The following is a 25,030-nucleotide window of genomic DNA, read 5'->3' as shown; positions in this document are numbered from 1 at the left end:
AGTACGAGAAATAAGGAACTTACCGAACTTCAATCGACCTTCTACCCCACCCTGTTTTCTCCAGGATCGATAGATAGCCCCTTGCCAATTAACGCTCGCTGTACCTTGAATGCAGCTAGAAGGATGAAAGCCTTCGAAAAAGTTACACCGCACCACGACTTCTTCCTTGATATGGAAATCAGCGTTCAATTATCAGGACTTAAATAATGATTAGAAGATACAGATTGAGGGCAAAAACCAGTTCAGATGTGCACCGACAAACCGTTTCTGCTTCGAGAGAACCGGGACAGGCTGCTTGAGGGGCTTGCGAGGCACGAACGCGCCGCCGCCAGGCTGGCAGTGCGTGGGAAAAGGGGGGATGGAGATCGAATCGAAGACAGCGCAAGAGCCGGCAATGACTCTTGCGCAAGACAGGTATCAGGCGGGATCGACGACCTGAAGGGCAACGCGCTCACGGCAAGGGCATTCACCCATGTACCGGTGCGCTTCGACAAACTCGGAAAACGGGAAGACCCGAGTCTTGAGTGGCAACAGCACGCGATCGGCGGTCAGTTGATTGATATCGCGCAACGCTCGTTGCAACGCCACCTGGTCCTGGACGATGCCCAGTTCCGGCTTGCCGGTAAAATTGCCGATGCAATGCACGAAGAACTGAATGTTCTTCTGGAACGCCGCACAGGCCGGGAACGGCGTCTGGTTGCCACCCTGCAAGCCATACAACACCAGGCTGCCACGGGGTGCCAGCACATCACCCAACAGCGACATCTGCGGCCCGCCAAGGCCGTCGAATACCACATCGACGCCACGGCTGTCGGTGAGCTTGTTGATTTGCATCAGCAAGTCCTGCTCTTCGGTGACGATGACTTTCTCGGCGCCCAGTGACAACAGATATTCACGCTCGTCGGCCGTCTTGGTGGCCGCGATCACCCGGACTCCCAAGGCCTTGCCCAACTGGACAAAGGATGGGCCGGCGCAATGGCTGGCATCGGTGACCAAGGCGAATTGCCCCGGCTTGACCCGCGCCAGGTCCATGTAGGCGAAATAGGCGATCAGCAGCGGCGTGTAATGCACCGCGGCTTCGATCGGGCTGAGCACGTCGGGATAACGGGTCAGGGCGGTGCGGGGCAGCACGATGACTTCACCGTACACCGGATAATCGTTCGGACTTTCGGCCGGAAAGCTGGCGACCTTGTCGCCCACGGCCAAGTCATCGATACCATCGCCGACGGCCGTGACCACGCCGGCCATTTCATGGCCCAGGCCCGAAGGCAGGCGTGCCTGGGAGGACGCCAAGTTCTGGCGCCACAAGGTGTCGTACCAACTGATGCCGATCGCTTCGACGCGGACCTGCACTTCTCCTGGCGCAGGAAGAGCCGCCGCATGCTCTTCGCATTTGAGCACCTCGGCACCACCAAACTTGTGAAAACGGATCGTGCGGGACATCGCAAACCTCGTCAAAGTAACCTCTAATGCCATGAACTCTATCCGGGCTTTGTAGCCAAGACCATCAGTGGCTATTAATAGTCGACATGCCTGTCATTGATTCCGCAGCAAGAAAACCAACCACTCCTGTAGGACTTAACCTAAGAAAACTCAATTAGCCGGTGCAGAGTACCAGCCTTTCCCCGTAAGATTCATGCCGGCCATTGTTCCCATATGGCCGTTCACGTCAAGCTTACCGAATCTGCCAGGACCCCAGATGAATCGTAATGACCTGCGGCGTGTCGATCTGAACCTGTTGATCGTGTTCGAAACGTTGATGCATGAACGCAGCGTGACTCGCGCGGCCGAGAAGCTGTTTCTCGGCCAGCCGGCCATCAGTGCCGCACTGTCGCGCCTGCGCAGCCTGTTCGATGACCCACTGTTCGTGCGCACCGGCCGCAGCATGGAACCATCGGCCCGGGCGGTGGAGATCTTCGCCCTGCTCTCTCCGGCCCTGGATTCGATTTCCACGGCGGTCAGCCGCGCCGCGGAATTCGACCCGGCCACCAGCACCTCGGTGTTTCGCATTGGCCTGTCGGACGACGCCGAATTCGCCCTGCTGCCCATGCTGCTCAAACGCCTGCGGGCCGAAGCGCCGGGCATTGTGCTGGTGGTGCGCCGGGTCAACTACATCCTGATGCCGGGCCTGCTGGCGTCCGGTGAAATCTCCATCGGCGTCAGCTACACCGACGACCTGCCGGCCAACGCCAAGCGCAAGGTCTTGCGGCGCAGCATGCCCAAAGTGTTGCGGGCCGACACCGCACCGGGGCGACTGACCCTGGATGAGTTCTGCGCTCGCCCCCACGCCCTGGTCTCCTTCGCAGGGGACTTGAGCGGCTTCATCGACGAAGAACTGGCGAAGCTCGACCGCAAACGCCATGTGGTGTTGGCCGTGCCGCAGTTCAACGGCTTGAGCACCCTGCTGTCGGGCACGGACATCATCGCCACCGTGCCCGACTACACCGCCGACGCGCTGACCGCCGCCGGTGGCGTACGCGCCGAAGACCCACCCATACCGGTGCGCAGCTTCGAGCTGCACATGGCCTGGCGGGGTTCTCAGGACAATGATCCTGGGGAGCGCTGGTTGCGTTCGCGGATTCAGATGTTCTTTGGGGACCCCGATAGCTTGTAATAGAGTTCCAGCAAATCCCATAAAACTGTTTTATAACAAACGCTTATTGGTGATTTCGGTCACTGCCGCCTGTCGAAATCCAATGTCTGAAGGAAACGCGCGACATTGCCCGCGGCGCGCGGCGCGATGTGGCTAACTATCCGGAAACCTGCGGTTTACTTGCCCAGAATGTTCTTCAACGCAGCGGTATGGCCGGCCGGGTCGTTTTCGCTGGACATCACTTCGATGATGGTGACCTTCTGATCGTTCATCGTCATCAACGAGGCCATCAGTAGTTTCAGGCCGTTGAAATCGTCGGTGCCGTCCAGGCGGTATATCTTCAAGCCGTTCACCTGAATGGTCTTCTCGCTAGTCATGCGAAAGTTGGGTGACGCGGCTTGCTGCTTTTCCTTCAAGGTATCCACGGCAAGGGGAAACGCAGCGTCCGGGGTAGTGCCCGCAGTCGGCGCCGGACCTTCGGTAACGATGATGGCCTGCTCGCTTTTTGGATCGAAGTACATCGTGCCGCCGTTTTCGCTGTTCAGGGTACGGGCCTCGACGCCTTTCAGCATGAACTTCAGCTTGCCGCCTGCCAGGGACACCGATTGGGTGTCCGATTCCGCCGCAGCGGTTTTTTCAAGCGAGGCAGCAACTGCCATGGTGGCCGCGCAGCTCAAGGCAGCAAGCATGCACAAGGAACGGGTCCAGCCCAACAGCAAATGCTTCGACATTGATAGCGCCTTTATTTTCAGGCTGTCGAATACCGACGGCCTGTCGTGCGAACAGCCTAGCTTACTTGCCTGCTCACTTGTCCAGGATGTTGTTCACAGCCGCAGCGTGTCGCTTATATTTGCGGTCAGCATGGGATTGATACCCTTCGCGAGGAGCGTTGAACTCTTGGAGTGATGAGGGCGTATTTACACTGCGCCTTACCACTGACCGGGTATGCGATAGATTCGAGAGCGGCACGCTGTTCTGCGGGCAATGGTCAATGCATTCCAACACGCTGATTGCATTGCTGGCCCTGTCTCGCAAACAAATATTACCTACGTTGTAGTCGGTGGCTGGAATCGGTCGAATCGCCATTGGCAATCCTTCGCACGCCAACACACATCAGATGGCCTGTGCTGACGTGATCGGAGCCTCCCTACGTTGTCATGGTGACCGATGTATTGTTCGTATTTGCGAGAGCGTTATAGGGGCTGCTGGCCTGGCTCAGGCCGAGTTCTGCACATACGCCCCCGCTTGTTCGATTATAAATCTGCAGGGTGCAACCAATTTTACAAGTGATCATCTGTACGATGGCTAATCCCAAGCCCGCGCCATTGGCATTGCCTCGGCTATAAAATCGCTCGAACAGTCTTGCAAGCTCCCCTTCTTCTATTCCCGGCCCGGTGTCTTCCACCCTCAAGCAGGCCACGCCCGCCTCGTCCTTGCGCACCACCACAGTCACCTCGCTGCCTGAGGAAGAAAAGTTGAGGGCATTGGTCACCAGGTTCTGCATGGCAATAGCTAACGCCATCGGCTCGGTTTCTACCCAACACTCCTCATCACACTCCAGTACCAACTCCACGCCCTTTTCCATGGCCAGCGGCGTGAGTTCGGCCAGTTCTTCGCGGACCAGTTCGGTGAGTTGCACGCGTTGATACAGGGGATTGTTCAGTTGCGGTTCGATACGGGCCATGGTGAGCAGTTGGCTGCCTATACGGGTGGCGCGGTCGACACCATTGACCAGGAAATCCAGCGCCTCGCGCCGCTGTACTTCGGTGACGGCGCTTTGCGCGTTCTGGGCATGGATGCGCAGGATTGCCAAGGGTGTACGCAGTTCGTGGGCGGCGTCGGCGATGAAGCGGCGCTCGCGCTCCAATAGATCATCCACCTGATCCAACAGGCGGTTGAGCGCGGTTTGCATGGGTTCCAGGTCGCTCGGCAGCGGTTTGAGGTGCAACGGCTGCAAAGAATCGGTGGTGCGCCCGCGGATAGAACGGGCCATGGCGCGCAAGGGGTTGAGGCCCCATCCGATGACCAGCCAGATCAATAAGGCCAGCAGCGGCACACCGATAAGCGTGGGCCACAGCGTGTGGCGAACGATGCGCTGGATAAGGTCCTGGCGAATGTCGTCGCGCTCGCCCACCCATATCAACAGGCCCTGCTGCGGGTCAGCCAGGAGGAAGGCGCACCAGTCGTTGCCTTTGTCCATCAGGTCGTGGGAGCCCAGGGTGACGGGCGGCGCATCGAGGATCGGTGCTTCGGCGGAGCGCACCAGCAGTTGGCCGTCGGTGCGCCAGACTTGAAAGGTCAGGCGGGTTTCGTAGGGATGGGCTACGCCGTCTGCGCCGACACGGCTCATGGCTTGGTCGAAGGCTTCGTAGAGACGGTCCCAGTCGGCCTCGCCGGGGGCGCGCTGATGCAGCACGCCTTGCAGCAGGCGGGCACTTTGTGCGAGTTGCGCGTCGTAGACCTCTTCGATTTCGTGGTGGCTGTCGCGCAGGACCAGCCAGCTGATCAGGGCGTCGCCCAGCAGGATCAGCATCAGTACCGGGACGAGGATGCGCGCGCGGACGGAGATCATGGTTTGAGCGCCAGCACGTAGCCGACACCACGCACGGTACGGATCAGTTCGGTGGAAATTTTTTTGCGCAGGTTATGGATCAATACTTCGAGGGTGTTGCTCTCGACGCGGTCCTGCCAGCCGTACAACGCACGCGATAGTCGCTCGCGTGTCACCACTTTGCCGGGTCGCACCATCAACTGGTGCAGCAGTTGATATTCCATCAGTGTGACGATGATCTCCTCGTCCTGATACCGAACCTGCTGGGTGGCTGGGTCGAGGCTGACGCCAGCATGCTCCAACAGCGGTTGCGCGCGGCCCTGGCTGCGGCGCAGTAACGCACGCACGCGGGCCTTGAGCTCCTCCACGTCGAACGGTTTGATCAGGTAATCGTCAGCGCCCGCATCCAGCCCGGCGATACGCTCGGCGGTGCCGTCGCGTGCGGTGAGGATAAGCACTGGCAGGTCGTGTTGCTCGGCACGCAACTGCTGCAACAGATCAAGGCCATCCAGGCGCGGCAGACCGAGGTCGAGCAGCAGCAGGTCGAAGCTTTCGCTGCGCAAGGCATGCAATGCGCCCAGTCCATCCTGCAGCCAATCAAGGGTGTAGCCTTCGGCGCCCAATGCCACGCGAATCCCCTGGCCGAGGGCACGATCATCTTCGACGAGGAGTAGGCGCATCGCAAAATCTCTCTAGGAATCGGCGGCATCATGCCGGGTTCTGTCGGGGGCTATTCCGGCAAAGATGTTACAGCTCATTACCAACTAAGGTTTCACTAAGGTTGATTTTGCACTGTGCAATCTCCCACAAACGCTGAGAGCTTTTCCATGCGCAAAATTCTCCTGCTGTCCCTGATTATCGCCAGCCCTCTGGCCGTCGCCGGCCCGCAATGCACCACCGCCGAACGCTCGCAATGGCAAGACGAAAAAGCCTTCCAGGACAAGCTCAAGGCCGAAGGTTACGAAATCAGCAAGTTCAAGGTCACCGACGGCAATTGCTATGAAATCTACGGTTTCGACAAGGACAAGCGCAAAGTCGAGATCTACCACGACCCGGTGACCGGCAAGGCCGTGAAGACTGAGATAAAAGGCTGATGCAAGGCGAATCCCTGCGCCTTTGGGACCCGCTGGTGAGGCTGTTTCACCTGTCTATCGCCGGGGTCTTTGTTGCCAATTACTTCTTCAATGAAGCGGGCGACGACTGGCATGTCTGGCTGGGCTACTACGCCATGGCCTGGCTGTTGGTACGAACAGTGTGGGGGTTCGTCGGGCCGCGCAGTGCGCGCTGGTCAGACTTCTGGCCGACACTGAAACGGCTCGCGGCCCACCTGCGCTCGCTGCTCAGGGGGCGCCCGCAACATCGCCTGGGTCACTCGCCGCTCGGCGCCCTGGTGATGTTGGCGATGCTGTCGGCGCTGCTGACCCTCGGTATCAGCGGCTTCCTGATGCAGGAAGTCGATGCTTTATGGGGTGCCGATTGGCCACTGCAAATCCACGAAACCGCGGCCAATGTGTTGCTGGGACTAGTGGGCATCCATGTGCTGGCAGCACTGTTTGAGAGTTTCCAGCTGCGGGACAACCTGCCGTTATCCATGCTGACCGGTCGCAGGAAGCGTCTGCCGGATGAGCGTGCACCGTAATCTTTTTCCTGATTGGTTTCCCTATGCGCTCCGCCTTCCTGATCTGCAGCCTGCTGGGGGTATTCTGCGCCGCCTGGTTCAGCCATCCCCCCCATGTATTGGCGCCGTTTGCCCCTATCAGCTCGAACACCGCGAAGGCCGCCGCGCCGCCGCAGTACACCAGTCGTTTTGTGTCTTCGCAGCTCAATGACTTTGTGCACGCCTCATCGGTCACCGCCCTGCCCGGTGGCGACTTGATGGCCGTGTGGTTTGCCGGCTCGCGCGAAGGTGCTGCCGATGTACAGGTGCGCACCGCACGCTTTGATGCCCGCAGCGGCGAATGGGGCGCCGAGCATGTGCTTGCCACGCGGGAAAGCACGCGTGACGGCACCCAGCGTTACATCCGCAAACTGGGCAATCCGGTCATAGCCCTGGCGCCGGACAAACGTTTGTGGATGTTTTATGTCTCGGTATCGGTGGGTGGCTGGGCCACCAGTGCGATCAATGTGATGGTGTCCGATGACCTCGGCGCGAACTGGTCGATACCTCGGCAACTGGTGACCTCACCATTCTTCAATATCAGCACGCTGGTACGCGCCGCACCGGTGTTCCATGCCGATGGCTCTATCGGTCTGCCGGTCTACCACGAATTCATGGGCAAGTTTGCCGAGTACTTGTACTTGAGCGCCGACGGCGCGGTGATCGACAAATTCCGCATCAGCCGCGGCAAGAATTCCCTGCAACCCACCATCGTGCCTTTGGACGGCAACCGCGCCGTGGCGATGTTGCGCTATGCCGGCGACACCCATCACCGCGTCCTGGCAAGCCGTACCGAAGACGCCGGGCAAACCTGGAGCGAACCGTATCCGCTGGAGCCAGCCAACCCCAATTCGTCGCTGGCGGCAGTGGGCACGGTGGACGACGGTTTGCTGGTGGCCCTCAATGACCTGCAGGACGGCCGCTTCAGGCTCAGTCTCTACGGCACCGACGCCCAGCTCAGCCAATGGCGTACGGTGGTGGAACTGGACCAGTCACCCGATCCGCTCGGCCAACCCTTCTCGCCCGACGTCTACAAGGAAATCATCGGCGAAGGCTTCCGTGCCTCCAGCGGCGCACGGCGCCTGCCGTTGGAACAACGCTTCCTCAGTAACCTCGACTACCGCGTGTGCAAACCCCAGGGCTGCGATTTCGAATACGAGTACCCGTACTTCAGCCGCAGCCCGGACGGCACTTACCACGTGGTGTACTCATGGAATAACACCTTTATCAAACATGTCAGCTTCAACGAAGCCTGGCTGGCGGAGCGGCTGTGATGGTTTCTTTATGGCAGGCCCACTTGAGTTTTGTGCTGTTGGGTTTTTTGCTGCTGAGCACGTTTCGATTCAGCGCGTCCTGGCGCCCGTGGTGGTTGCCGATACTGGCTGCGATGAGTTTTATCCCGGTCAATGAGCTGCCGCTGGCGGCGTATGTGCGCAGTTTTACCGATGACCTGGCGCTCAGCACCGTGGTGCTGTTGGGGTGGGTCGCACTCAGCAGATTGGGCGTGGTGCAGCCGCTTGGGCCTCAACATCAGGTGCAATTGTTGACGCTGTTCGGCGTATTGAGCCTGTTGCTGTACCCCGCCACCTTGGGCCTGACCTATTACGATCCGTACCGTTGGGGGTTCAACCCGCGGCCCATGATTGTGCTGGTAGGGGCTTTGGCGCTGCTGATGCTGTGGCTGCGCAATTCCCTGGCCGTGTGGATGCTGGCGATCGGCACCCTGGCGTTCGCGTTGCGACTCAAGGCTTCGGAAAACTATTGGGACTATTTGGTCGACCCGCTGCTGACCGGTTACTGCCTGGTGGCCGGGTTCGGCCTGCTGATCGGCGCCGCCTGGCGTCCCCTTTTGAAATGGCACAGAGGTCAATGATGGGTGTGTTGCAATCTCGCCGCCTGCGTTACGGCGCAGGCTCGATCGCGTTGGTATTTGCGTTGCTGGCGGCGTTGCGGCTGGTGTTTGTGCTGGGTTTTTCCGGCCTGGCTTTGAACACCCCAGCGCTCCTGGAAACACTGGGCATCGGCCTGCGTTTCGACCTACGCCTGACGGTGCTGATTCTGCTGCCGCTGGCCGTGCTGGCCTGGTTGCCACGCTGGAACCTGACCACCCTGCCGATCTTGCGCTGGCTGGCACGGGGTTATCTGCTCATCGCGCTAGCGGTGGTCGGCCTGGTGTACATCATCGACTTCGGCCACTACGCCTACCTTGGCGTGCGCATCAATGCGACGGTGCTGCGCTACCTGCAAGACGTACAGATTTCACAACAGATGGTGTGGGAAACCTACCCGGTGTTGTGGATCGCTTCGTGCTGGCTGACGGCGGTGGCGCTTTGGGTTTGGGCGCTGATACGCCTTGAACGATTGACCCTGGATCAGGAGCGTAAAATTATCAGCAAGTGGGCACTGGTGCCGGTTTCCGTGATGGGCGTCGTAGCAGTGCTGTTGGCCTTGCTTGGCCGCGTCGCCAACCTCAACCTGGAAAACCCGGTGCCGCTGCGCTGGAGCGATGCGTTCTTCTCCGGCAACAACCAAGTAGCGGCGGTGGGCCTGAACCCGGTGCTGTTTCTGTATGACACGCTCAAGGTCGGTCAAGCGCAATTTGATGAAGCCCAGGTGCGCGAGCACTACCCGCAGATCGCACAGTACCTGGGCGTCGATCAACCTGACGCCCAGCGACTTGATTTCGTCCGCGAGCAAGGCGTGCAGCCTTATCGACTGGCCGGTGAGCGCCCGCCGAATGTGATTTTCGTCATGCTCGAATCCCTCGGCACCAGCGCCGTCGGTGCCTATGGCAATCCGCTCGACCCCACGCCGAACCTGGACAGACTGGCCACGCAAAGCTGGTTCTTCAAGCACTTCTATGTACCCGTTACCGGTACCGCCAAGACCGTATGGGCCAGTATCACCGGCGTGCCGGATGTGACCCGCCAGGAGACCGCCACCCGCAACCCGCTGATCACCCGCCAACACACGTTGATCAACGCGTTCGAGGGGTACCAGAAGTTCTACATGATCGGCGGCAACGCCGGCTGGGCGAATATCAATGCGCTGATCCGCCAGAGCATCGACGGCGTGCAACTGTTCGAGGAAAGCCACTGGCGCTCGCCCCGCGTGGACGTGTGGGGCATTTCCGACCTGGACTTGTTCAAGGAAAGCGACCGACTGCTGCGTGCCGTGCCCAAGGGCCAGCCATTCTTCGCTTACCTGCAAACCTCCGGCAACCATCGGCCGTTCACCATCCCCGAGCAAAACGACGGCTTCCAGGTCAAGGACGTGACACTGGAGCAAGTCCAGGCCGCCGGTTCCCGTAGCGTCGAGCAATATAACGCCGTGCGCCTGCTGGACTACAACATCGGCCGCCTGATGGAAATCGCCAAGGCCGGCGGCTACTACGACAACAGTATTTTTGTGTTCTTCGGCGACCACAACACGCGTATCAGCCAGATCCCGCACATGGCCCCAGCTTTCGAACAACTGGGCCTGGAAAGCAACAACGTGCCACTGCTGATCCATGCGCCCGGTCTACAACCCCGAGTGATCGAAGAGGCCGTCGGTCTCGTGGACCTGCTGCCGACGGTGGCGGGCATGGCGGGTATACCGTTCAGAAATGGTGCGCTGGGCCGGGATATCCAGCAGCCGGCACCCGAGGGCGAGCGCGTGGTGCCGCTGGTGCTGCGCGAGGGTACATTCCCGATCATTGGCGGCGTTACCAAGGACTTCCTGCTGCAGATGCAGCACGACGGCAGTTCACCGACCCTGCACGACTTGGCATCACCCACGCCGCGTGACGATGTGGCCGCGCAGCATCCCGAAGAGTTTCGGCGCTTGAATGGGCTGACACGGGGACTGCACGAAACGGCGCGGCTGATGCTCTATCGCAATATTCCATGACGCTGCGGTTCTCATGCTCAATGACTGGTCCTAGAGCCTAGTCAAACCATTCTTCGGTGATCCGGATAGCTTGTGATGCTGCGTGGCCTGGGTGTAAATGCCCGGGCCACACTGCAATTCAAACCAATTCAGCTAAAGATGCCGGATTGAAGCCCTTCAGGTCCGCGTAATCGCCTCTTTCCACCTTGGCGACCCAATCCTTGTCACTCAGCAACACACGCCCTACTGCGATCAGGTCGAACTCTCCGCGCTCCATACGCTCGATGAGTCGATCCAGGCTCGCAGGGACCGATCCCTTGCCGGCGAAGGCGTTAGTGACATCATTCTCCAGCCCAACCGAACCGACGCTGATGGTCGTGGCTCCAGTGACTTTCTTCGCCCAGCCCGCGCAGTTCAAGCCGTTCTCCCCGTCAATTTCGGGAAACTCAGGCTCCCAGAAGCGGCGCTGCGAGCAGTGCAGGACGTCGACACCGGCCTCGACCAGTGGCAACAACCAGTCCTCCATCACCGCTGGCGTTTCAGCAACGCGTACCCCGTAGTCCTGTTGCTTCCACTGGCTGACGCGCATGATGATCGGGAATTGCGGACCAACAGCCTGACGAACGGCAGAGACGACCTCACTGGCAAAACGCGAGCGTTCCTTGATTGTCGGGCCGCCGTAGCGGTCGGTGCGCAGATTGCTACCAGACCAGAAAAACTGATCGATCAAATAGCCATGGGCTCCATGGATCTCAACGGAATCGAAGCCCAGTCGTTTGGCATCTGCCGCAGCCTTTGCGAACGCGGCTACCGTGTCGGCAATGTCCTCCTCACTCATCGCCACCCCACGCAGGTCACCTGGAGAAACCAGGCCCGACGGGCTTTCAACGGGTGCATCTGGCTCCCAGTCGTTGATGTAACGCGTGGAGCCGGTGTGCCAGATCTGCGGTGCCATGCGCCCGCCAGCGTTGTGGACCGCATCGATCACGTTCTTCCATCCCGCCAGCGCCGCTTCGCCGTGAAAAAAAGGAATGCCGGCATCATTGCGCGATGCCGGGCGATCAATCACGGTACCTTCCGACAGAATCAGGCCCACACCTCCCTCCGCCCGCCGCCGGTAATAGGCCGTGCTTGCTTCACCCGGGATACCATCGGGTGAGAACAGACGCGTCATCGGCGCCATGACAATCCGGTTTTTCAGTTCGAGCGACCGGATGGAAAAGGGACGGAATAAGATGCTGGTATCAAGGATCGACATCGGATGGACTCCATTTGTTTTCGGAGGCCATAAAGTATATTTTGTAAACCTGATGTCAATTAGGCACTTAAAATCGCCTAGGTATACGTGAGGAAACTTCGATGCTGGAATTAAAGCCGCAATGTTTTTCGTCGGAGTGCCCGAGCCGGGCGTTGTTCGACCAGATCGCGGATAAGTGGTCAATGATGGTTCTGGCGGTGCTCGATGACGGGCCGCATCGCTTTAACGCCATCAAGCGTCGCCTGGAGGGCGTCACCCAGAAGGCACTTACCCAGTGCCTGCGGCGGCTGGAACGCAATGGTCTCGTCTCGCGCCAGATCATTTCGTTCTCGCCCGTGGCAGTGCAGTATGAGATCACCCCACTGGGGCGAACACTTCAACAGCCATTTCGCGAATTGCATAAATGGACGCTCGACAAATTGCCTGAGGTTGAAGCGGCCCGGTCGAAGTTTGACGAGGCCGCGGAGTCTAAGCTGATGGAGTGATTCGGTTAGCCGCCAAGCTACAAGAGATGCACACAGTATCTGACCCATGTGTCCAAAATGGGGCGTTTAGAGCTTATGACTCCCCAACCCCAAATACCGCTGCGGCGCCACCTTGCGCAGTCGCGCCGCCAGAAACACACCCGCCAGCAAGGCCGCGGGGATGATCGCGCAGAGGCCGTATGACAAGGCCTTGCTCGCGCCGGTCAGCACATCGAAATGCACCACCGCGATGACCAGGACCGCCAGCAGGGCCACGCAAGAGAAACCGGGGAAAATCCGTCCACGCCAGATCCCCAGTTTGAGTTCGGGGTGGCGCTGGGCAAAGACCCAGACCGCTGCGGAAGTCAGCGCCATTAGCAAAATCACGCACAGCGTCGCCAGGTTGGAAAGCCAGGCGAACAGTTGCAGGATCGGATCGGCATCCATGGCGGCGAAAATCAGTACCACCACGGCGGAGATCAAGCTCTGCAATGCCGAACCCATGTGCGGGCTCTGGTGGACGCGATGGGTGGTGCCCAACCGGCTGGGCAGCAAACCGTCACGCCCGATGGCGTAGAAGTAACGGGCCGCGGCATTGTGGAACGCCAGCAGCCCAGCATAGATGCTGACCATGAACAGCACGCGGATGACTTGGGTCAGGTGTGGGCCGACAAAGTGGTCGGACATGCCATAGATAAACGTCGTCGGGTCCTGCAAGGCCTGAAGCGTGGAGACAATTTTGTCCGCCCCCACGCCAATCACCATCGACCAGACCGACAGCGCATAGAACCCGCCAATCAGCAAAACCGAACAGTAGGTGGCAATCGGGATCGTGCGTTGCGGGTTCTTGGCCTCTTCGCCATAGATGGTGGTGGCCTCGAAGCCGATGAACGCCGCGAAACAGAACAGCAAGCCGATGGACGGCGTGCCGCTGAACACGTGGCTGCGATCGAACGCGTCGAGATTGATGCCGCTGTCGCCGCCCGTTTTGAGAATGGCGAAATCCAGGAGCAGGATCGCCAGGTATTCGGCGATCACAATGACCGACAGCACCCGAGCGGACAGATCGATCTTGCGATAGCCGAGAATAGCAACGCTGGCCATCGCCATCAGCGAGTACGACCACCAGGGCAAGACCAGGCCGAAGACACTTTCCGTCGTGCCGCTGACCACGCCACCGAACATGCCATACAGTCCGACTTGCAGGATGTTGTAGGCAAACATCGCCAGCACCCCCGCCGCTCCACCGGCCAGGCCACCCAGGCCGCGAGAAGTGAAGGCATAGAAACCGCCGGCGTTGGTCACGTGCCGGGACATGGTGGTGTAGCCCACCGAAAACGCCAGTAACACCAGCAAGGCCAGGATCAGCAAGGCCGGTGTGCCGGCGCCGTTGCCCAGCATGATGCCGATAGGGAAGCCGCCGGCGATGACGCTCAAGGGGCTCGCCGCCGAAACCACGAAAAAGATGATGAAGCCGACACCCAGGGCCCCACGCTTGAGCTCCGTGGAGCTATTGACCGGGAGAGGTACACTCATGTTTTCTTGACCTTATTGTATGAGGCAATCGCTGTAGAATCGGTGCAGTCAATCCCTCGCCGTCACCGGATAGCGTTATTGTTCGTGTCGCACGCTGGACTCGATCCTATGCCTCTCCCCGAACGCTCCATTAGCCCAAATCGGTAATCGGCGCGTTCCCCTCGAAAAAGCCAGCCGTCCAGCTGTGCTTGCCTTATTGCGAGGCAATACGCGCCGTCAGTTCCGACGCCGCGCCGGTGACCAGGTCGCACAGGTAGCCCTGCTGGAACGCATGAAACCGCTCGCTACGCCCCACCAGGGTCATGCTCCCGAGCACTCGGCGTTTTTCGTCGAAAATCGGTGCCGCGACGCCACTGCGCCCCGGGTGCAGCTCGCTTTCGCTGATGCAGTAGCCCTGCTTGCGGATAGCGAGCAACTCCTTGGTGAAGGGTTTCCACTCCAGCCCTTGATGCGGCACTTCAGCGGGGTTCGCGTGGACGTCGTAGATGCGGCGGATCTGGCGCGGCAGCAGATAGGCCAATACGACCCGAGCGGTCGCGCTGTGAAAAAGATCGATCGGCCGCCCCCGGTCGCCACCCACGGGGCCGGCGTCGGACCCCCGCTGGATCAGCACATTGACCACTGAGTCGCCATGCCATTCGCTGACCAGTGCGTCCAGGCCCGTGTCGGCCACCAGTCTGTCCACCAGGCCGCGGCTGCAGGCTAGCAATGGATCGTAGTGGGCCATCTGGTGTTCCAGCGTGACGATGCGTGGGCCGAGCGCGTAGCCGCGTGGCAATCGCTTCAAGAAACCCGCGTCGCCGAGTTCGCGCAAATAACGATAGGCAGTGGCGGGCGTGTAGCCGAGTTCCCGACAAATCACGTCTACATCGATGACCGGCTGTTCCGGTCGGAACAAGTCGAAGACCCTGAGCAGACGGCGAAGGCTATTCATCTTTTCGACATCCTTGTGCAGGCCAGCCGGCCCGCTGCCGGGTGCAGCGGGCAAAGGCTCAAGCAAGGGCGCAACCGCTGATGGCAGCGCGCGCGGTTTGGGACGGCAATTCTGCGAACAGCGCCTGGTACTCCGCCGCAAAATGGCTGAGGTGATAGAAGCCCCACTGGGCTGCGGCGTCGCCAATCGAAAGATGCGTCGCGGGAGTGGACATCAGGGTTCGGCGCACACCGTTCAGCCTCACGGAGCGCAGGTAATTGACCGGCGTCGTCTCGGTCACCGAGCGGAAGCTGTTCTGCACGGTACGTCGACTGACCTGGAGTCGCTGGCACAACTCGTCCACGCTGGGCACGTTGTTCAATTGCGCGGTCGCCAGGCGGTGGCACTTTTCGACAATGTAGCTGCGCGTGGAACTTGGCGTACGCTGCTGCTTGTCGCAGGCAGGGTCGGTCATCAATTGCAGCAGCTCGCCGAGCATGGTCTGCTCCAGCGCCTGCTCCCGGTCTTGCGCATTGTCGAGTTCTTCACTCAAGAGCGTCTGGGAGAACGCCGCCAGCATTCGGCGGCGAGCCTCGGCATAGCGCTGAGTGGACACCTTGATCACCGGCTGACGCAACAACTGAGCGATTTCCTTGGCCGACGCGGTTTGCGCCAACGCGTCTTCGAACAACTCCCGCTCGAAGGTGATCGCCAGCAGTTCCATGCCCAGCGGCATATGGAACATGAATTCCTCGCCACCATGAAGAAAGAACAGGCTGCTGTCGTCCACTTCCCGCCCTTGCATCCGGATCGAACCCGGGACGGTGATCGGCACGGCGAAACACATCTTGCCCCGTGGGGCCACGCCGTGCTGCACGACACGCTGGTTGATCTGCTCGCGAAACACGTGGCAGCGCGCCGTCGTCAACTGGATAAGCGAGCTCTCAGCCGTACCAGCGGTCAACTGGTTGTAATCCTGGTTCCACTCCTGGACGGTGGCGGCGTGGACATGAATGTCGTGGAAATGGCTGATGTTCTGGTTTTTCATGATGACGAAAGCCTCGGCCAATATTCTTGTTTTTGGATCGCCCTCCAGAGCGATATTCTCACATAAAGAGAATTCTGCAAATTTTCTTTGGGGAGTGTCTATGCTCCGGTGCTGGCGCGCAAGGCGGTCCATCCAATGTGCCGATTCGGGCTACCGGCCGGGAACAGGCCACGGGGATGATCGGCACACTGAAACCGACATCCTGAGAGACCGTCATGAGCGAAGCCAAACTTGAAGCCCTCCATTTCGCGGATGCCCCGCGGATTACCTCTACCATTCCCGGCCCCCGGACCACCGAGGCGCTGGCATTGTCGGCGCGTACCGAATCCATGGCACGCGGCGGCGGACGCATGCCGGTGGCTATGGACCGGGCGTTCGGCGCAACCTTCAAGGACGCCGATGGCAATACCTACATCGACTTGTCCGCTGGTGTGGGCGTCAGCAGCGTGGGCCGTTGCCACCCGAAGGTGGTGCAGGCCATTCGCGAACAGTCCGAAGTGCTGATGCACGCCCTGGAGGTCAATAGCACCCGGCGCACCGAACTGGCCGCCAAGCTCTCCGAGATCGCGCCCGACGGCTTGCGCGGCGACTGCATCACGTTCTTCACGCAAAGCGGCAGCGATGCGCTGGAGGCGGCCATCAAGTTCGCCAAGCGGGTCACCGGGCGGCACCAGATCATCGCCTTCCACGGTGGCTACCACGGCGTGTGGAACGCTTCCGGCGCCCTGACGACAGGCACGGCCTATCGCAAGGGTTATGGTGCCCAGATGGGCGGCGTCATTCACGCCCCCTACCCTTATGCCTACCGTTTCCCCTTCGACACCACGCACAAAAGCGCCGAGCAGATCGCCGGTGAGTACGTGGATTACCTGCTGAACACCCCCTACACCGCCGCCGATGACGTAGCGGCCGTGATCGTGGAGCCGGTGCAAGGCGAAGGCGGTTATGTGCCGCCCTCACCAGAGTTCCTGCAACTGTTGCGCAAGGCCTGCGACCGCAGCGGTGCGCTGCTGATCGTCGACGAGGTGCAGTCCGGCGCCGGGCGTACCGGCAAGATGTGGGCGGTCGAGCACTCCGCCGTGAAGCCCGACATGCTCACCTTTGGCAAGGGCATCGGCAGCGACCTGCCAATGGCCGGCCTGATCATGCGCTCGGACCTGGCGGCGGCAATTCCTGACGGCTCGATGCCCAACACCTTCGCCGCCAACTCGTTGTCCGCCGCAGTGGCGCTGACCAACATCAGCATCCTCCAGGACCCGGAGCTCGATCTGCTCAACCGCGCCCACACACTGGGTCTGGAAGCACAAGAGCGCATCCGTGGCTTCGGCAGCCCGCTGGTGGGTGAGGTCCGCGGTCGCGGCCTGATGATCGGGATCGAGCTGGTCTCGGACCCGACCACCAAGGCACCACTGGCACCGGAAAAGATTGGCCAACTCATGGGTTACCTGCTGAGCCACGGCGTGCTGATGATTCCCTGCGGTCGCTACAGCAACGTGATGCGTGTCATGCCCTCGCTGACGATCTCACGGGCGCTGTTCTTCAAGGCTTTGGACATCTTCGGCGACGCCCTGGACGCCCTCGATGCGTGACCTGCCCCGACTCCTGCACATCACTCATGGACTTCAAAATGACTGAGCACTTGAAACACTTCATCGCAGGCGCGTCTTTCGAAGCCTCTGACGGCCGCTGCATTAACCTCGTCAACCCCGTGACGGAACAGGTCTACGGCAGCTGCGCCCGCGGCACCGTCGAGGACGTGGACCGCGCCGTGGGAGCCGCACGCCACCAGCTTGAACGTGGTGCCTGGAGCCAGCTCGACGGCGCCCAGCGCGCTCGACTGCTGTCAAAACTGGCCGATCTGGTGGAACGCGACACCGACGTGCTGGCCGATATGGACGCCGACGCTATCGGCCGCTCGCCGATCGAACCGCGCCGGCTGGATGTACCTAACGCGGTCGCCAACCTGCGCGCCTCTGCCGGCTGGGCCAATCAGCTCGAGGGGCGGACCATTCCATCCGGTGGCTACTTTGGCACCAAGTCCCTCTCGTACACAGTACGGGTGCCAGTGGGCGTGGTCGGAGCCATCGTTCCCTGGAACTCACCGCTGATGATCACGGTCTGGAAACTCGCCGCCTTGTTGGCGGCAGGCTGCACCGTGGTCATCAAGCCGTCGGAAGAGACGCCACAGTCGGCGCTGCACCTGGCAACGCTGGCCCAGGAAGCGGGCTTCCCTGATGGGGTGATCAACGTCGTCACCGGCTACGGCAACGAGGTGGGTCGCGCCCTGTGCGAACACCCCCATGTCGACAAGATCAGCTTCACCGGCAGCCCCGAAGCCGGACGTGAGATCCAACGCACTGCCGGCGTACTGTTCAAGCGCGTGGCCCTGGAGCTGGGCGGCAAGAGCCCGCAGATTGTCTTCGACGATGCCGCCTTCGACGACGCGCTGTTCGGCTGCTCCCTCGGCCTGTTCGCCAACCAGGGCCAGGTCTGCGCGGCTGGCTCGCGCATCCTGGTCCAACGCGGCCTCGCCGATCGCTTCGCCGCAGCGCTGGCCGATGCCGCGCGCGCCGTCAAAGTGGGCGACCCTCGCCAACCCGGCGTGCAGATGGGGCCGGTGGCCAAGAAAGCTCAATTGGATCGCGTCAACCGCTACATCCAACTGGGCATCGACCAAGGTGCGTCCCTGCTGGCCGGCGGGGTATCGAACCCTGAACAGGGTTGGTTCGTCCGGCCGACCATCTTCGCCAACGCCCGCAATGACATGGCCATCGCCCGGGACGAGATCTTCGGCCCCGTCGGCACGGTGATCACGTTCGACAGCGAAGAAGAGGCCGTCGCACTGGCCAACGATTCCAACTACGGCCTTGCAGCCACGGTCTGGACGAGCGACCTGGCCCGCGCGCATCGCGTGGCTTCGGCGGTGAAGGCCGGGGCCGTGGGCATCAACTGCTGGAGCCCGCTGGACGCCAACCTGCCCTGGGGCGGCGTCAAGGCCAGCGGCATTGGCCGGGAAGGTGGATTCAGCGGCGCACTGGCCTACACCGAGGAGAAGGTGATCACCGTGCTGCTGCCTGGCTAAGCGTAAACCCGCACTGCCCCGGCCACCCTCCACGCCCCTGTGTTGTAGAGGGTGGCCGTTCAAACGTGCATTCCCCTGGCTCTGATGATCGATGGAGAAACCGTGATGAATCCGGTAAATCAAACAACAATTGATCGGTATCCGACATCCCTGCGAATTTTGCACTGGGTACGCGCCATGCTCATCGCTGGCCTCCTCTGGGCGGGCTGGCACATGACTGGGCTGGCTGACGAAGTGGCGAGCAAATATGAGTTCTATTACCCGTGGCACAAATCTTTTGGGGTGCTGGCATTCCTGGTGGTTCTGGTCCAGATCGCCGTGCGGGTGAGAGCGGCCAGGCTGCCACAACCGCCAGAGACGCTGGCACGGTATGAGCGGGTGTCTTCAAGGCTCGCCCACCGTACCTTGTACGCGCTGCTGGTGATCGTGCCGTTGATGGGCTATTCGATGTCGAGCACCTACACGATGAGCGACGGTGTGTTTTTCTTTGGGGTGAACCTTCCCGAGCTACTGGGCAAGAATGACGACTGGTTCGTGGTTTTCCAATGGCTGCACAAAGTGCTCGCCTACACCCTGCTCGGCCTGATCCTGGTGCATGTCGCCGGTGCCCTGAAGCACCGGTTTTATGACCGCGACCCTCGAAACGATGTCCTGCGCCGCATGCTGTGACTCGATCAGGCGTTGGCGAAAAATGCCAACGCCTTCATGGCTCCCACCGACGAGCCTCGGTAAAGTCCGCCGGCAAAGCGACTGGCTTGACGAGTTCCGCATCCTCCGGCAGCAAGTGACCGGGCGCCAGCGCAAGCAGTTGGCACGTGGTGACAATGCGGCACTTGATACAGTAGAAAGGGCCCTGGATTTTCCTCACAGGGCCCGAGCTATCAAACGATCAGATCGTTGGCGTTGAGGGTATTGACACCCGTCAGCTGGATTTCAAAATCCGCGCCCAGATCACCATTGACGTTGCCGTACAGCACTTGGTCGATGAAGCGCAGTTGTCCCGCTGCCGTGAAATCATTCGAATCGATGAAGCTGAACGAGTCGACAAACGTGGTCAGGAGATTGGCATCGAATTTCGACAGGTCCAACTTGTCGCCCTGCAGGCTACTGAAGTCGGAAATGGAGTCACGGTTAAAACCTGTGCCCAGCTCACCCAGCGTATTGAAAACAAAACGGTCGCTTCCGCCTCCTCCAGTGAGGCTGTCACTGCCCAGGCCACCAATCAGTGTGTCATTGCCCGCCCCGCCATCCAGCAAGTTACGCCCGGCGTTGCCGATCAGCACGTTATCCAGGTCGTTACCGATACCTATGAAGGCAGTGCCAGTCAGCGTGAGATTCTCCAGATTGGCCCCCAGGATCCAGCCAACCGAGGAGCGCACGGTATCGATTTCACTGCCCAGGACGGTGGTTTCTCTAATGACATCACTGAGGTTGTCGACCCAATAAGTGTCGTTGCCGGTACCGCCAATAAGGGTATCGATACCGCTACCGCCGTCCAGGGTGTCGTTACCTGCCCCACCACTCAGTACGTTGTTGCCGGTATTGCCGATCAGTACGTTGTTCAGGGCGTTGCCGTTACCATTGAGGTTGGCGCTGCCGATCAACGTGAGATTCTCCAGATTGACCCCCAGGTTCCAATTCAGGGAGGAGCGCACGGTATCGATTTCACCGGCCAGGGTGCTGGTTTCACTGACGATATCCTTGAGATTGTCGACCACGTAGGTATCGTTGCCAGTGCCGCCAATCAAGGTATCGGCACCTGCCCCCCCATCAAGAACATCGTTGCCTGCTCCGCCCTGAAGGTTGTTCACGGAGCCGTTGCCCAGCAGGCTGTTATTCAGCTCGTTGCCAACCATCGTGAATGCCCCAATGCCGTTCAGAACGACGTTTTCGACGTTGCGCAGATTGCTCAAGTTCAGGTTGAGGACACTGCTCGACGAACTCGCGGCGTAAGTGACGATCAGGCCATCACTGCCCTGATTGACACTCTCTTGTACCAGGACCAATTCATCGGCTCGATCGAGCACATAGGTGTCATTTCCCGCCCCGCCGATCAGGGTGTCCCGCCCGACTCCACCGTTCAGCACGTTATTACCGGCATTGCCGGTCAGCACATTGTTCAGAGCGTTGCCGGTGCCATTGAGATGAGCGGAACCGGTCAGGATGAGGTTTTCCAGGTTGGCGCCCAGGGCCCAGCTCACCGAAGAACGCACGGTGTCGATTTCGCTGGTCAGGGTGCTGGTTTCGGTGACGACATCCTTGAGGTTGTCGACCACGTAAGTGTCATTGCCGCTACCGCCAACCAAGGTATCGATACCGCCGGCCCCATCCAGAGTGTCACTGCCTGCTCCACCACTCAGCACATTGTTGCCGGCGTTGCCAATCAGCACGTTGCCCAAAGCGTTGCCGGTGCCATTGAGCAGGGCGGACCCAGCCAGGATCAGGGTTTCCAGATTCGCGCCCAAGGTCCAGCTCACCGAGGAGCGCACAGTGTCGATTTCGCCGGCCAGGGTGCTAGTTTCGGTGACGACATCTTTGAGGTTGTCGACCCAGTAAGTGTCGTTGCCGGTACCGCCAATAAGGGTATCGATACCGCTGCTGCCGTCCAGGGTGTCGTTACCTGCCCCACCACTCAGTACGTTGTTGCCGGTATTGCCGATCAATACGTTGTTCAGGGCGTTGCCGTTACCATTGAGGTTGGCGCTGCCGATCAACGTGAGATTCTCCAGATTGACCCCCAGGTTCCAATTCAGGGAGGAGCGCACGGTATCGATTTCACCGGCCAGGGTGCTGGTTTCACTGACGATATCCTTGAGATTGTCGACCACGTAGGTATCGTTGCCAGTGCCGCCAATCAAGGTGTCGGCACCTGCCCCCCCATCAAGAACATCGTTGCCTGCTCCGCCCTGAAGGTTGTTCACGGAGCCGTTGCCCAGCAGGCTGTTATTCAGCTCGTTGCCAACCATCGTGAATGCCCCAATGCCGTTCAGAACGACGTTTTCGACGTTGCGCAGATTGCTCAAGTTCAGGTTGAGGACACTGCTCGACGAACTCGCGGCGTAAGTGACGATCAGGCCATCACTGCCCTGATTGACACTCTCTTGTACCAGGACCAATTCATCGGCTCGATCGAGCACATAGGTGTCATTTCCCGCCCCGCCGATCAGGGTGTCCCGCCCGACTCCACCGTTCAGCACGTTATTACCGGCATTGCCGGTCAGCACATTGTTCAGAGCGTTGCCGGTGCCATTGAGATGAGCGGAACCGGTCAGGATGAGGTTTTCCAGGTTGGCGCCCAGGGCCCAGCTCACCGAAGAACGCACGGTGTCGATTTCGCTGGTCAGGGTGCTGGTTTCGGTGACGACATCCTTGAGGTTGTCCACCACGTAAATGTCATTGCCGGCAGCGCCAACGAGAGTATCTATACCGCCGCCGCCATCCAGGGTATTGGCGCCGGCGTTGCCGTTGATGCGGTTGCTCAACGCGTTGCCCGTGCCGTTGAGATTGGCGGTTGAGCTCAGCGTCAGGGTCTCGATGTTGGCACCCAGGGTGTAATTGACCGACGAGATGACAGTGTCAATTTCGCTGGCCAAGGTGCTGCTTTCCTGCGCCCTGTCACCGATATTATCGACAACATAAGTGTCGTTGCCCGCTCCACCGATCATCGTATCCTTACCGGCACGACCGTTCAGAAGGTTGGCCAATGCATTGCCGATCAGTGTGTCGTCATTGGCCGAGCCGACCGCGTTTTCAATTTTGGCCCCGTAGGCGATCGCCAAGCCTTCATTGAAGGCCGTCTGGGTGTCGAGTTTCAGAAACGTTTGGCCGATCTTGCTGAACTGGCCTTCATTCAAATTGATGCGCACCGCTGTCAGCTGATTGCTTGCGTCGATCGTGTCATTGCCACCTGCGTCCCAGATCGTCTCGAAAACCGATTGGCCGACGGCCCAACTGTAGGTGTTATTACCCGTCTGCCAATGGGTGTTTGCGCCATAGAGACTCTGAATGGCGGCAATATCCAGCAGCATGGGCGTGGTTGGCTCATAGGCGTACGCGGTGTTGTAGCTCATGATCGTGTAACGGACATCATCGAACTGAGCAGAAAGCACGGTCGAGTTTGACGAGCTGGGGGAAAAGGGATGCTTGAGGCCCAGGGCGTGGCCGATCTCATGCATGAATACCAGGTAGTCGTAGCTACCTTTGGCGGGAGCCGGGTTGTTCGTGACAGGCCCCAGCCAGACATCACCGGCGCTGGGGGTGTTACCCGGGAAATAGCCCCAGGCAGCGGTGTCATCGTCCATATACAGATAACCACCGAATCGCAAGTCACCAACGTTGCTAGCCGTCTCGCTGACCTGCCGGAATTGAATGTTGGCAACCGAACTCCATGTGCCCAACGCGCTGACAATGCCATTCTTTTGCGCGGACGATAGGACATAACCAGCCTCGTATTCATTTTCGCTGCTGTAGTTGCTGGCGAACAACGAACTCATGGTCATGAAGCTGTACGTCAGGGACGTGGTGCTCAAGCTGCCAGCCCAGTAAGTGCCATAGAGCAAGCTATTGACCTGTGCGTTGCCGGTCAGCTTTGCGTACGAAATGGATGAATAACCTAATGGACTGGGCATGTATGTTTCCTGTGGACTCTCTGCGGACCTTCCTGGATGCGGCCGCTACATAGGGTTATTTTGCATGAGAAGCGTTGAGATTGACATCACTTAGCCACTATTTTTGATCCCAAATCAGACGATGGCGGCGCAACCAACCACTCATTCGCCCGACGAATATCCCCATCTCCCAATCGACCGCTCCAGCGATGCAGCACCAGCAAACTGGTCACGAACTTGTATTGGGACTGATAGAAATCACGCCGTGCACGAAACTCTTCCTTGATGCTATCGAGTACATCGACGGCATTCTTGACCCCGTAGCCAAAGGCTTTTTCCGTGGCCATGCGTGACTTCTCGGCAGACTCCAGCGCACGCCGTGTTGCCTTGATCCGGCTGAGTTCGGCGCTCATGCCGAGATAAGCCGTGCGGGTTTCCTTGATGACCTGGCGACGCAAGGCCTCCAGTTCTTGCTGGGCGACTTCCTTGTCACTTTCGGAACTCGATACTCGTGCCCGGGTGGAGCCGCCGCTGTAGAGCGGCATCTGCAAATCCAGGGAGGCAACGAGGTTGTCCGAGCGAGGCGTCACGGCGCCTTCATAACCGATATCACTGCGTTGCGCCGTCAAGTTCAGGCCCAGCCGGGGAAGATGCCCTGCCTTGTTTTCAGCGATGGCCGCCTCGGCAGCAAGGACACTGTGCTCCCGGGCTTGCAGCGCCGGGTTGCTGTCGAGTGCCGTCTGCACCCAGTAGTCCTGCGCTTGCGCCGGCAGGCTGAAGGCTGGATTGTCGCCGATGCGCTTGAACCGCTCGCTGACATCGCGCCCCACCAGTTCGGAAATCGCTTCACGGCTGACCAGGACCTTGTTGCTGGCTTCGATCTCGTCTGCCTTGAGCGCATCCACCCGCGCCTCAAGATCCAGTGCGTCGGTCACCATCGCCATCTGTCGCGCGTACAAGGCCTTGACCCGCTTGAGGTTACGCTCCGTCGCCTGCAGTTCGCTGCGCACCAACGACAGCTCGTCTTCCGCGGCAAGCACGGCGAAATAGCGCTCGGACAGGTCGATGCTGGCCTGCACCTGGGTATCGGTCGACTCGTAGCCACTCTGCCGGGCCAACTCGATGTACTTCTGGTAACTGCGCCAGACCTGCGGATCGTAGATCACCTGATTGAGCACCACGGCCATGCGCTTGCCGTTGTACTGGATACGGTTCAGGTCGTCGTCGCGCCGGCCGCGGTTGACGCTGCCGCTGGCGTTGAGTTGCGGCAACAATTGACCGAAGGCTGCCCGCTCCTTGCCCTCGCCACTTCGGGTCAGGGCTTGTGCCCGCAGGACGCGCGGATCGGCCCCCTGCGCCTCCTGGTGCAATTGCCACAGGTCGACATAAGTGTCGTCAGCGAGGGCTCCCAGTGGCATGAGGACCAGGCACAGGATGATCAGGCGCTTCAT

At 60.0% G+C, this 25,030-nt stretch carries 20 protein-coding genes; 10 read left to right on the top strand and 10 right to left on the bottom strand.

Features of this window, described 5'->3' with window-relative positions; genetic code table 11:
- Positions 1 to 417: 417 nt before the first annotated feature.
- The gene (locus AB7M32_RS18190) at positions 418 to 1,443 is read right to left on the bottom strand and encodes a zinc-dependent alcohol dehydrogenase family protein (RefSeq protein ID WP_072405520.1); all 1,026 of its coding nucleotides are present in this window, start codon (positions 1,441 to 1,443) and stop codon (positions 418 to 420) included.
- Positions 1,444 to 1,699: 256 nt separating this feature from the next.
- Here AB7M32_RS18190 and AB7M32_RS18185 point away from each other — a divergent pair, with 256 nt between their 5' ends.
- Positions 1,700 to 2,614 (top strand): LysR family transcriptional regulator, encoded by a 915-nt coding sequence (locus AB7M32_RS18185; RefSeq protein WP_072405519.1) that lies wholly within the window; start codon positions 1,700 to 1,702, stop codon positions 2,612 to 2,614.
- Between the two features lie 155 nt (positions 2,615 to 2,769).
- Here the strand turns inward: AB7M32_RS18185 and AB7M32_RS18180 are convergent, their stop codons facing one another.
- The 3 genes from AB7M32_RS18180 to AB7M32_RS18170 form a co-directional block, all read right to left on the bottom strand.
- Complete coding sequence (locus AB7M32_RS18180) at positions 2,770 to 3,324, bottom strand: hypothetical protein (RefSeq protein WP_454250821.1); 555 nt, start codon at positions 3,322 to 3,324, stop codon at positions 2,770 to 2,772.
- Between the two features lie 416 nt (positions 3,325 to 3,740).
- On the bottom strand, positions 3,741 to 5,165 hold the full coding sequence (locus AB7M32_RS18175; protein ID WP_454250820.1) for an ATP-binding protein: 1,425 nt from the start codon (positions 5,163 to 5,165) through the stop codon (positions 3,741 to 3,743).
- Positions 5,162 to 5,824, bottom strand: coding sequence for a response regulator (locus AB7M32_RS18170; protein WP_060742455.1), 663 nt, complete (start codon positions 5,822 to 5,824; stop codon positions 5,162 to 5,164). Before AB7M32_RS18170 ends, AB7M32_RS18175 begins: the two co-directional genes overlap by 4 nt.
- 147 nt (positions 5,825 to 5,971) lie before the next feature.
- Between AB7M32_RS18170 and AB7M32_RS18165 the strand changes: the two genes are divergently transcribed.
- From AB7M32_RS18165 to AB7M32_RS18145, 5 genes are read left to right on the top strand one after another with little or no spacing between them, the layout of a single operon-like run.
- Positions 5,972 to 6,238, top strand: a complete 267-nt coding sequence (locus tag AB7M32_RS18165) for a PepSY domain-containing protein (protein ID WP_048722823.1) — start codon at positions 5,972 to 5,974, stop codon at positions 6,236 to 6,238.
- Positions 6,238 to 6,783, top strand: a complete 546-nt coding sequence (locus AB7M32_RS18160) for a cytochrome b/b6 domain-containing protein (RefSeq protein ID WP_454250819.1) — start codon at positions 6,238 to 6,240, stop codon at positions 6,781 to 6,783. Before AB7M32_RS18165 ends, AB7M32_RS18160 begins: the two co-directional genes overlap by 1 nt.
- Positions 6,784 to 6,806: 23 nt before the next feature.
- The gene (locus AB7M32_RS18155) at positions 6,807 to 8,075 is read left to right on the top strand and encodes a sialidase family protein (RefSeq protein WP_454250818.1); all 1,269 of its coding nucleotides are present in this window, start codon (positions 6,807 to 6,809) and stop codon (positions 8,073 to 8,075) included.
- Positions 8,075 to 8,674: a hypothetical protein gene (locus AB7M32_RS18150; RefSeq protein ID WP_454250817.1), complete on the top strand. Its 600-nt coding sequence runs from the start codon at positions 8,075 to 8,077 to the stop codon at positions 8,672 to 8,674. The genes AB7M32_RS18155 and AB7M32_RS18150 overlap by 1 nt, the downstream gene beginning before the upstream one ends.
- Positions 8,674 to 10,692 (top strand): LTA synthase family protein, encoded by a 2,019-nt coding sequence (locus AB7M32_RS18145; RefSeq protein ID WP_454250816.1) that lies wholly within the window; start codon positions 8,674 to 8,676, stop codon positions 10,690 to 10,692. The genes AB7M32_RS18150 and AB7M32_RS18145 overlap by 1 nt, the downstream gene beginning before the upstream one ends.
- 118 nt (positions 10,693 to 10,810) lie before the next feature.
- On the opposite strand, the gene AB7M32_RS18140 is transcribed toward AB7M32_RS18145, so the two are convergent.
- A complete protein-coding gene (locus AB7M32_RS18140) occupies positions 10,811 to 11,929 on the bottom strand; it encodes an NADH:flavin oxidoreductase (RefSeq protein ID WP_454250815.1) in 1,119 nt (372 codons plus the stop codon).
- A gap of 101 nt (positions 11,930 to 12,030) precedes the next feature.
- Between AB7M32_RS18140 and AB7M32_RS18135 the strand changes: the two genes are divergently transcribed.
- Positions 12,031 to 12,414: a winged helix-turn-helix transcriptional regulator gene (locus AB7M32_RS18135; RefSeq protein WP_072405516.1), complete on the top strand. Its 384-nt coding sequence runs from the start codon at positions 12,031 to 12,033 to the stop codon at positions 12,412 to 12,414.
- 66 nt (positions 12,415 to 12,480) lie between these two features.
- On the opposite strand, the gene AB7M32_RS18130 is transcribed toward AB7M32_RS18135, so the two are convergent.
- The 3 genes from AB7M32_RS18130 to AB7M32_RS18120 form a co-directional block, all read right to left on the bottom strand.
- Entirely contained in the window at positions 12,481 to 13,929 is a 1,449-nt protein-coding gene (locus AB7M32_RS18130) for an APC family permease (RefSeq protein ID WP_454250814.1), read from the bottom strand.
- A 193-nt stretch (positions 13,930 to 14,122) separates the two neighbouring features.
- Positions 14,123 to 14,863, bottom strand: a complete 741-nt coding sequence (locus AB7M32_RS18125; protein WP_454250813.1) for an IclR family transcriptional regulator — start codon at positions 14,861 to 14,863, stop codon at positions 14,123 to 14,125.
- 58 nt (positions 14,864 to 14,921) lie between these two features.
- A complete protein-coding gene (locus AB7M32_RS18120) occupies positions 14,922 to 15,890 on the bottom strand; it encodes a helix-turn-helix domain-containing protein (protein ID WP_454250812.1) in 969 nt (322 codons plus the stop codon).
- Positions 15,891 to 16,105: 215 nt separating this feature from the next.
- Here AB7M32_RS18120 and AB7M32_RS18115 point away from each other — a divergent pair, with 215 nt between their 5' ends.
- The 3 genes from AB7M32_RS18115 to AB7M32_RS18105 all read left to right on the top strand — a co-directional run bounded on the left by AB7M32_RS18115 (position 16,106) and on the right by AB7M32_RS18105 (position 19,641).
- Entirely contained in the window at positions 16,106 to 17,479 is a 1,374-nt protein-coding gene (locus AB7M32_RS18115) for an aspartate aminotransferase family protein (protein ID WP_454250811.1), read from the top strand.
- Between the two features lie 38 nt (positions 17,480 to 17,517).
- The gene (locus AB7M32_RS18110; protein ID WP_454250810.1) at positions 17,518 to 18,972 is read left to right on the top strand and encodes an aldehyde dehydrogenase family protein; all 1,455 of its coding nucleotides are present in this window, start codon (positions 17,518 to 17,520) and stop codon (positions 18,970 to 18,972) included.
- A gap of 105 nt (positions 18,973 to 19,077) precedes the next feature.
- Positions 19,078 to 19,641 (top strand): cytochrome b, encoded by a 564-nt coding sequence (locus AB7M32_RS18105; RefSeq protein ID WP_454252162.1) that lies wholly within the window; start codon positions 19,078 to 19,080, stop codon positions 19,639 to 19,641.
- A 212-nt stretch (positions 19,642 to 19,853) separates the two neighbouring features.
- Here the strand turns inward: AB7M32_RS18105 and AB7M32_RS18100 are convergent, their stop codons facing one another.
- Positions 19,854 to 23,600 carry a M10 family metallopeptidase C-terminal domain-containing protein gene (locus AB7M32_RS18100; RefSeq protein ID WP_454250809.1) on the bottom strand — a complete coding sequence of 1,249 codons (3,747 nt, stop codon included), beginning with the start codon at positions 23,598 to 23,600 and terminating at the stop codon, positions 19,854 to 19,856.
- A gap of 86 nt (positions 23,601 to 23,686) precedes the next feature.
- Positions 23,687 to 25,030: a TolC family protein gene (locus AB7M32_RS18095; RefSeq protein WP_072405508.1), complete on the bottom strand. Its 1,344-nt coding sequence runs from the start codon at positions 25,028 to 25,030 to the stop codon at positions 23,687 to 23,689.

This window comes from Pseudomonas sp. R151218B TE3479 (genome assembly GCF_053629195.1).
This window is presented reverse-complemented; position numbering and strand designations above follow the sequence as displayed.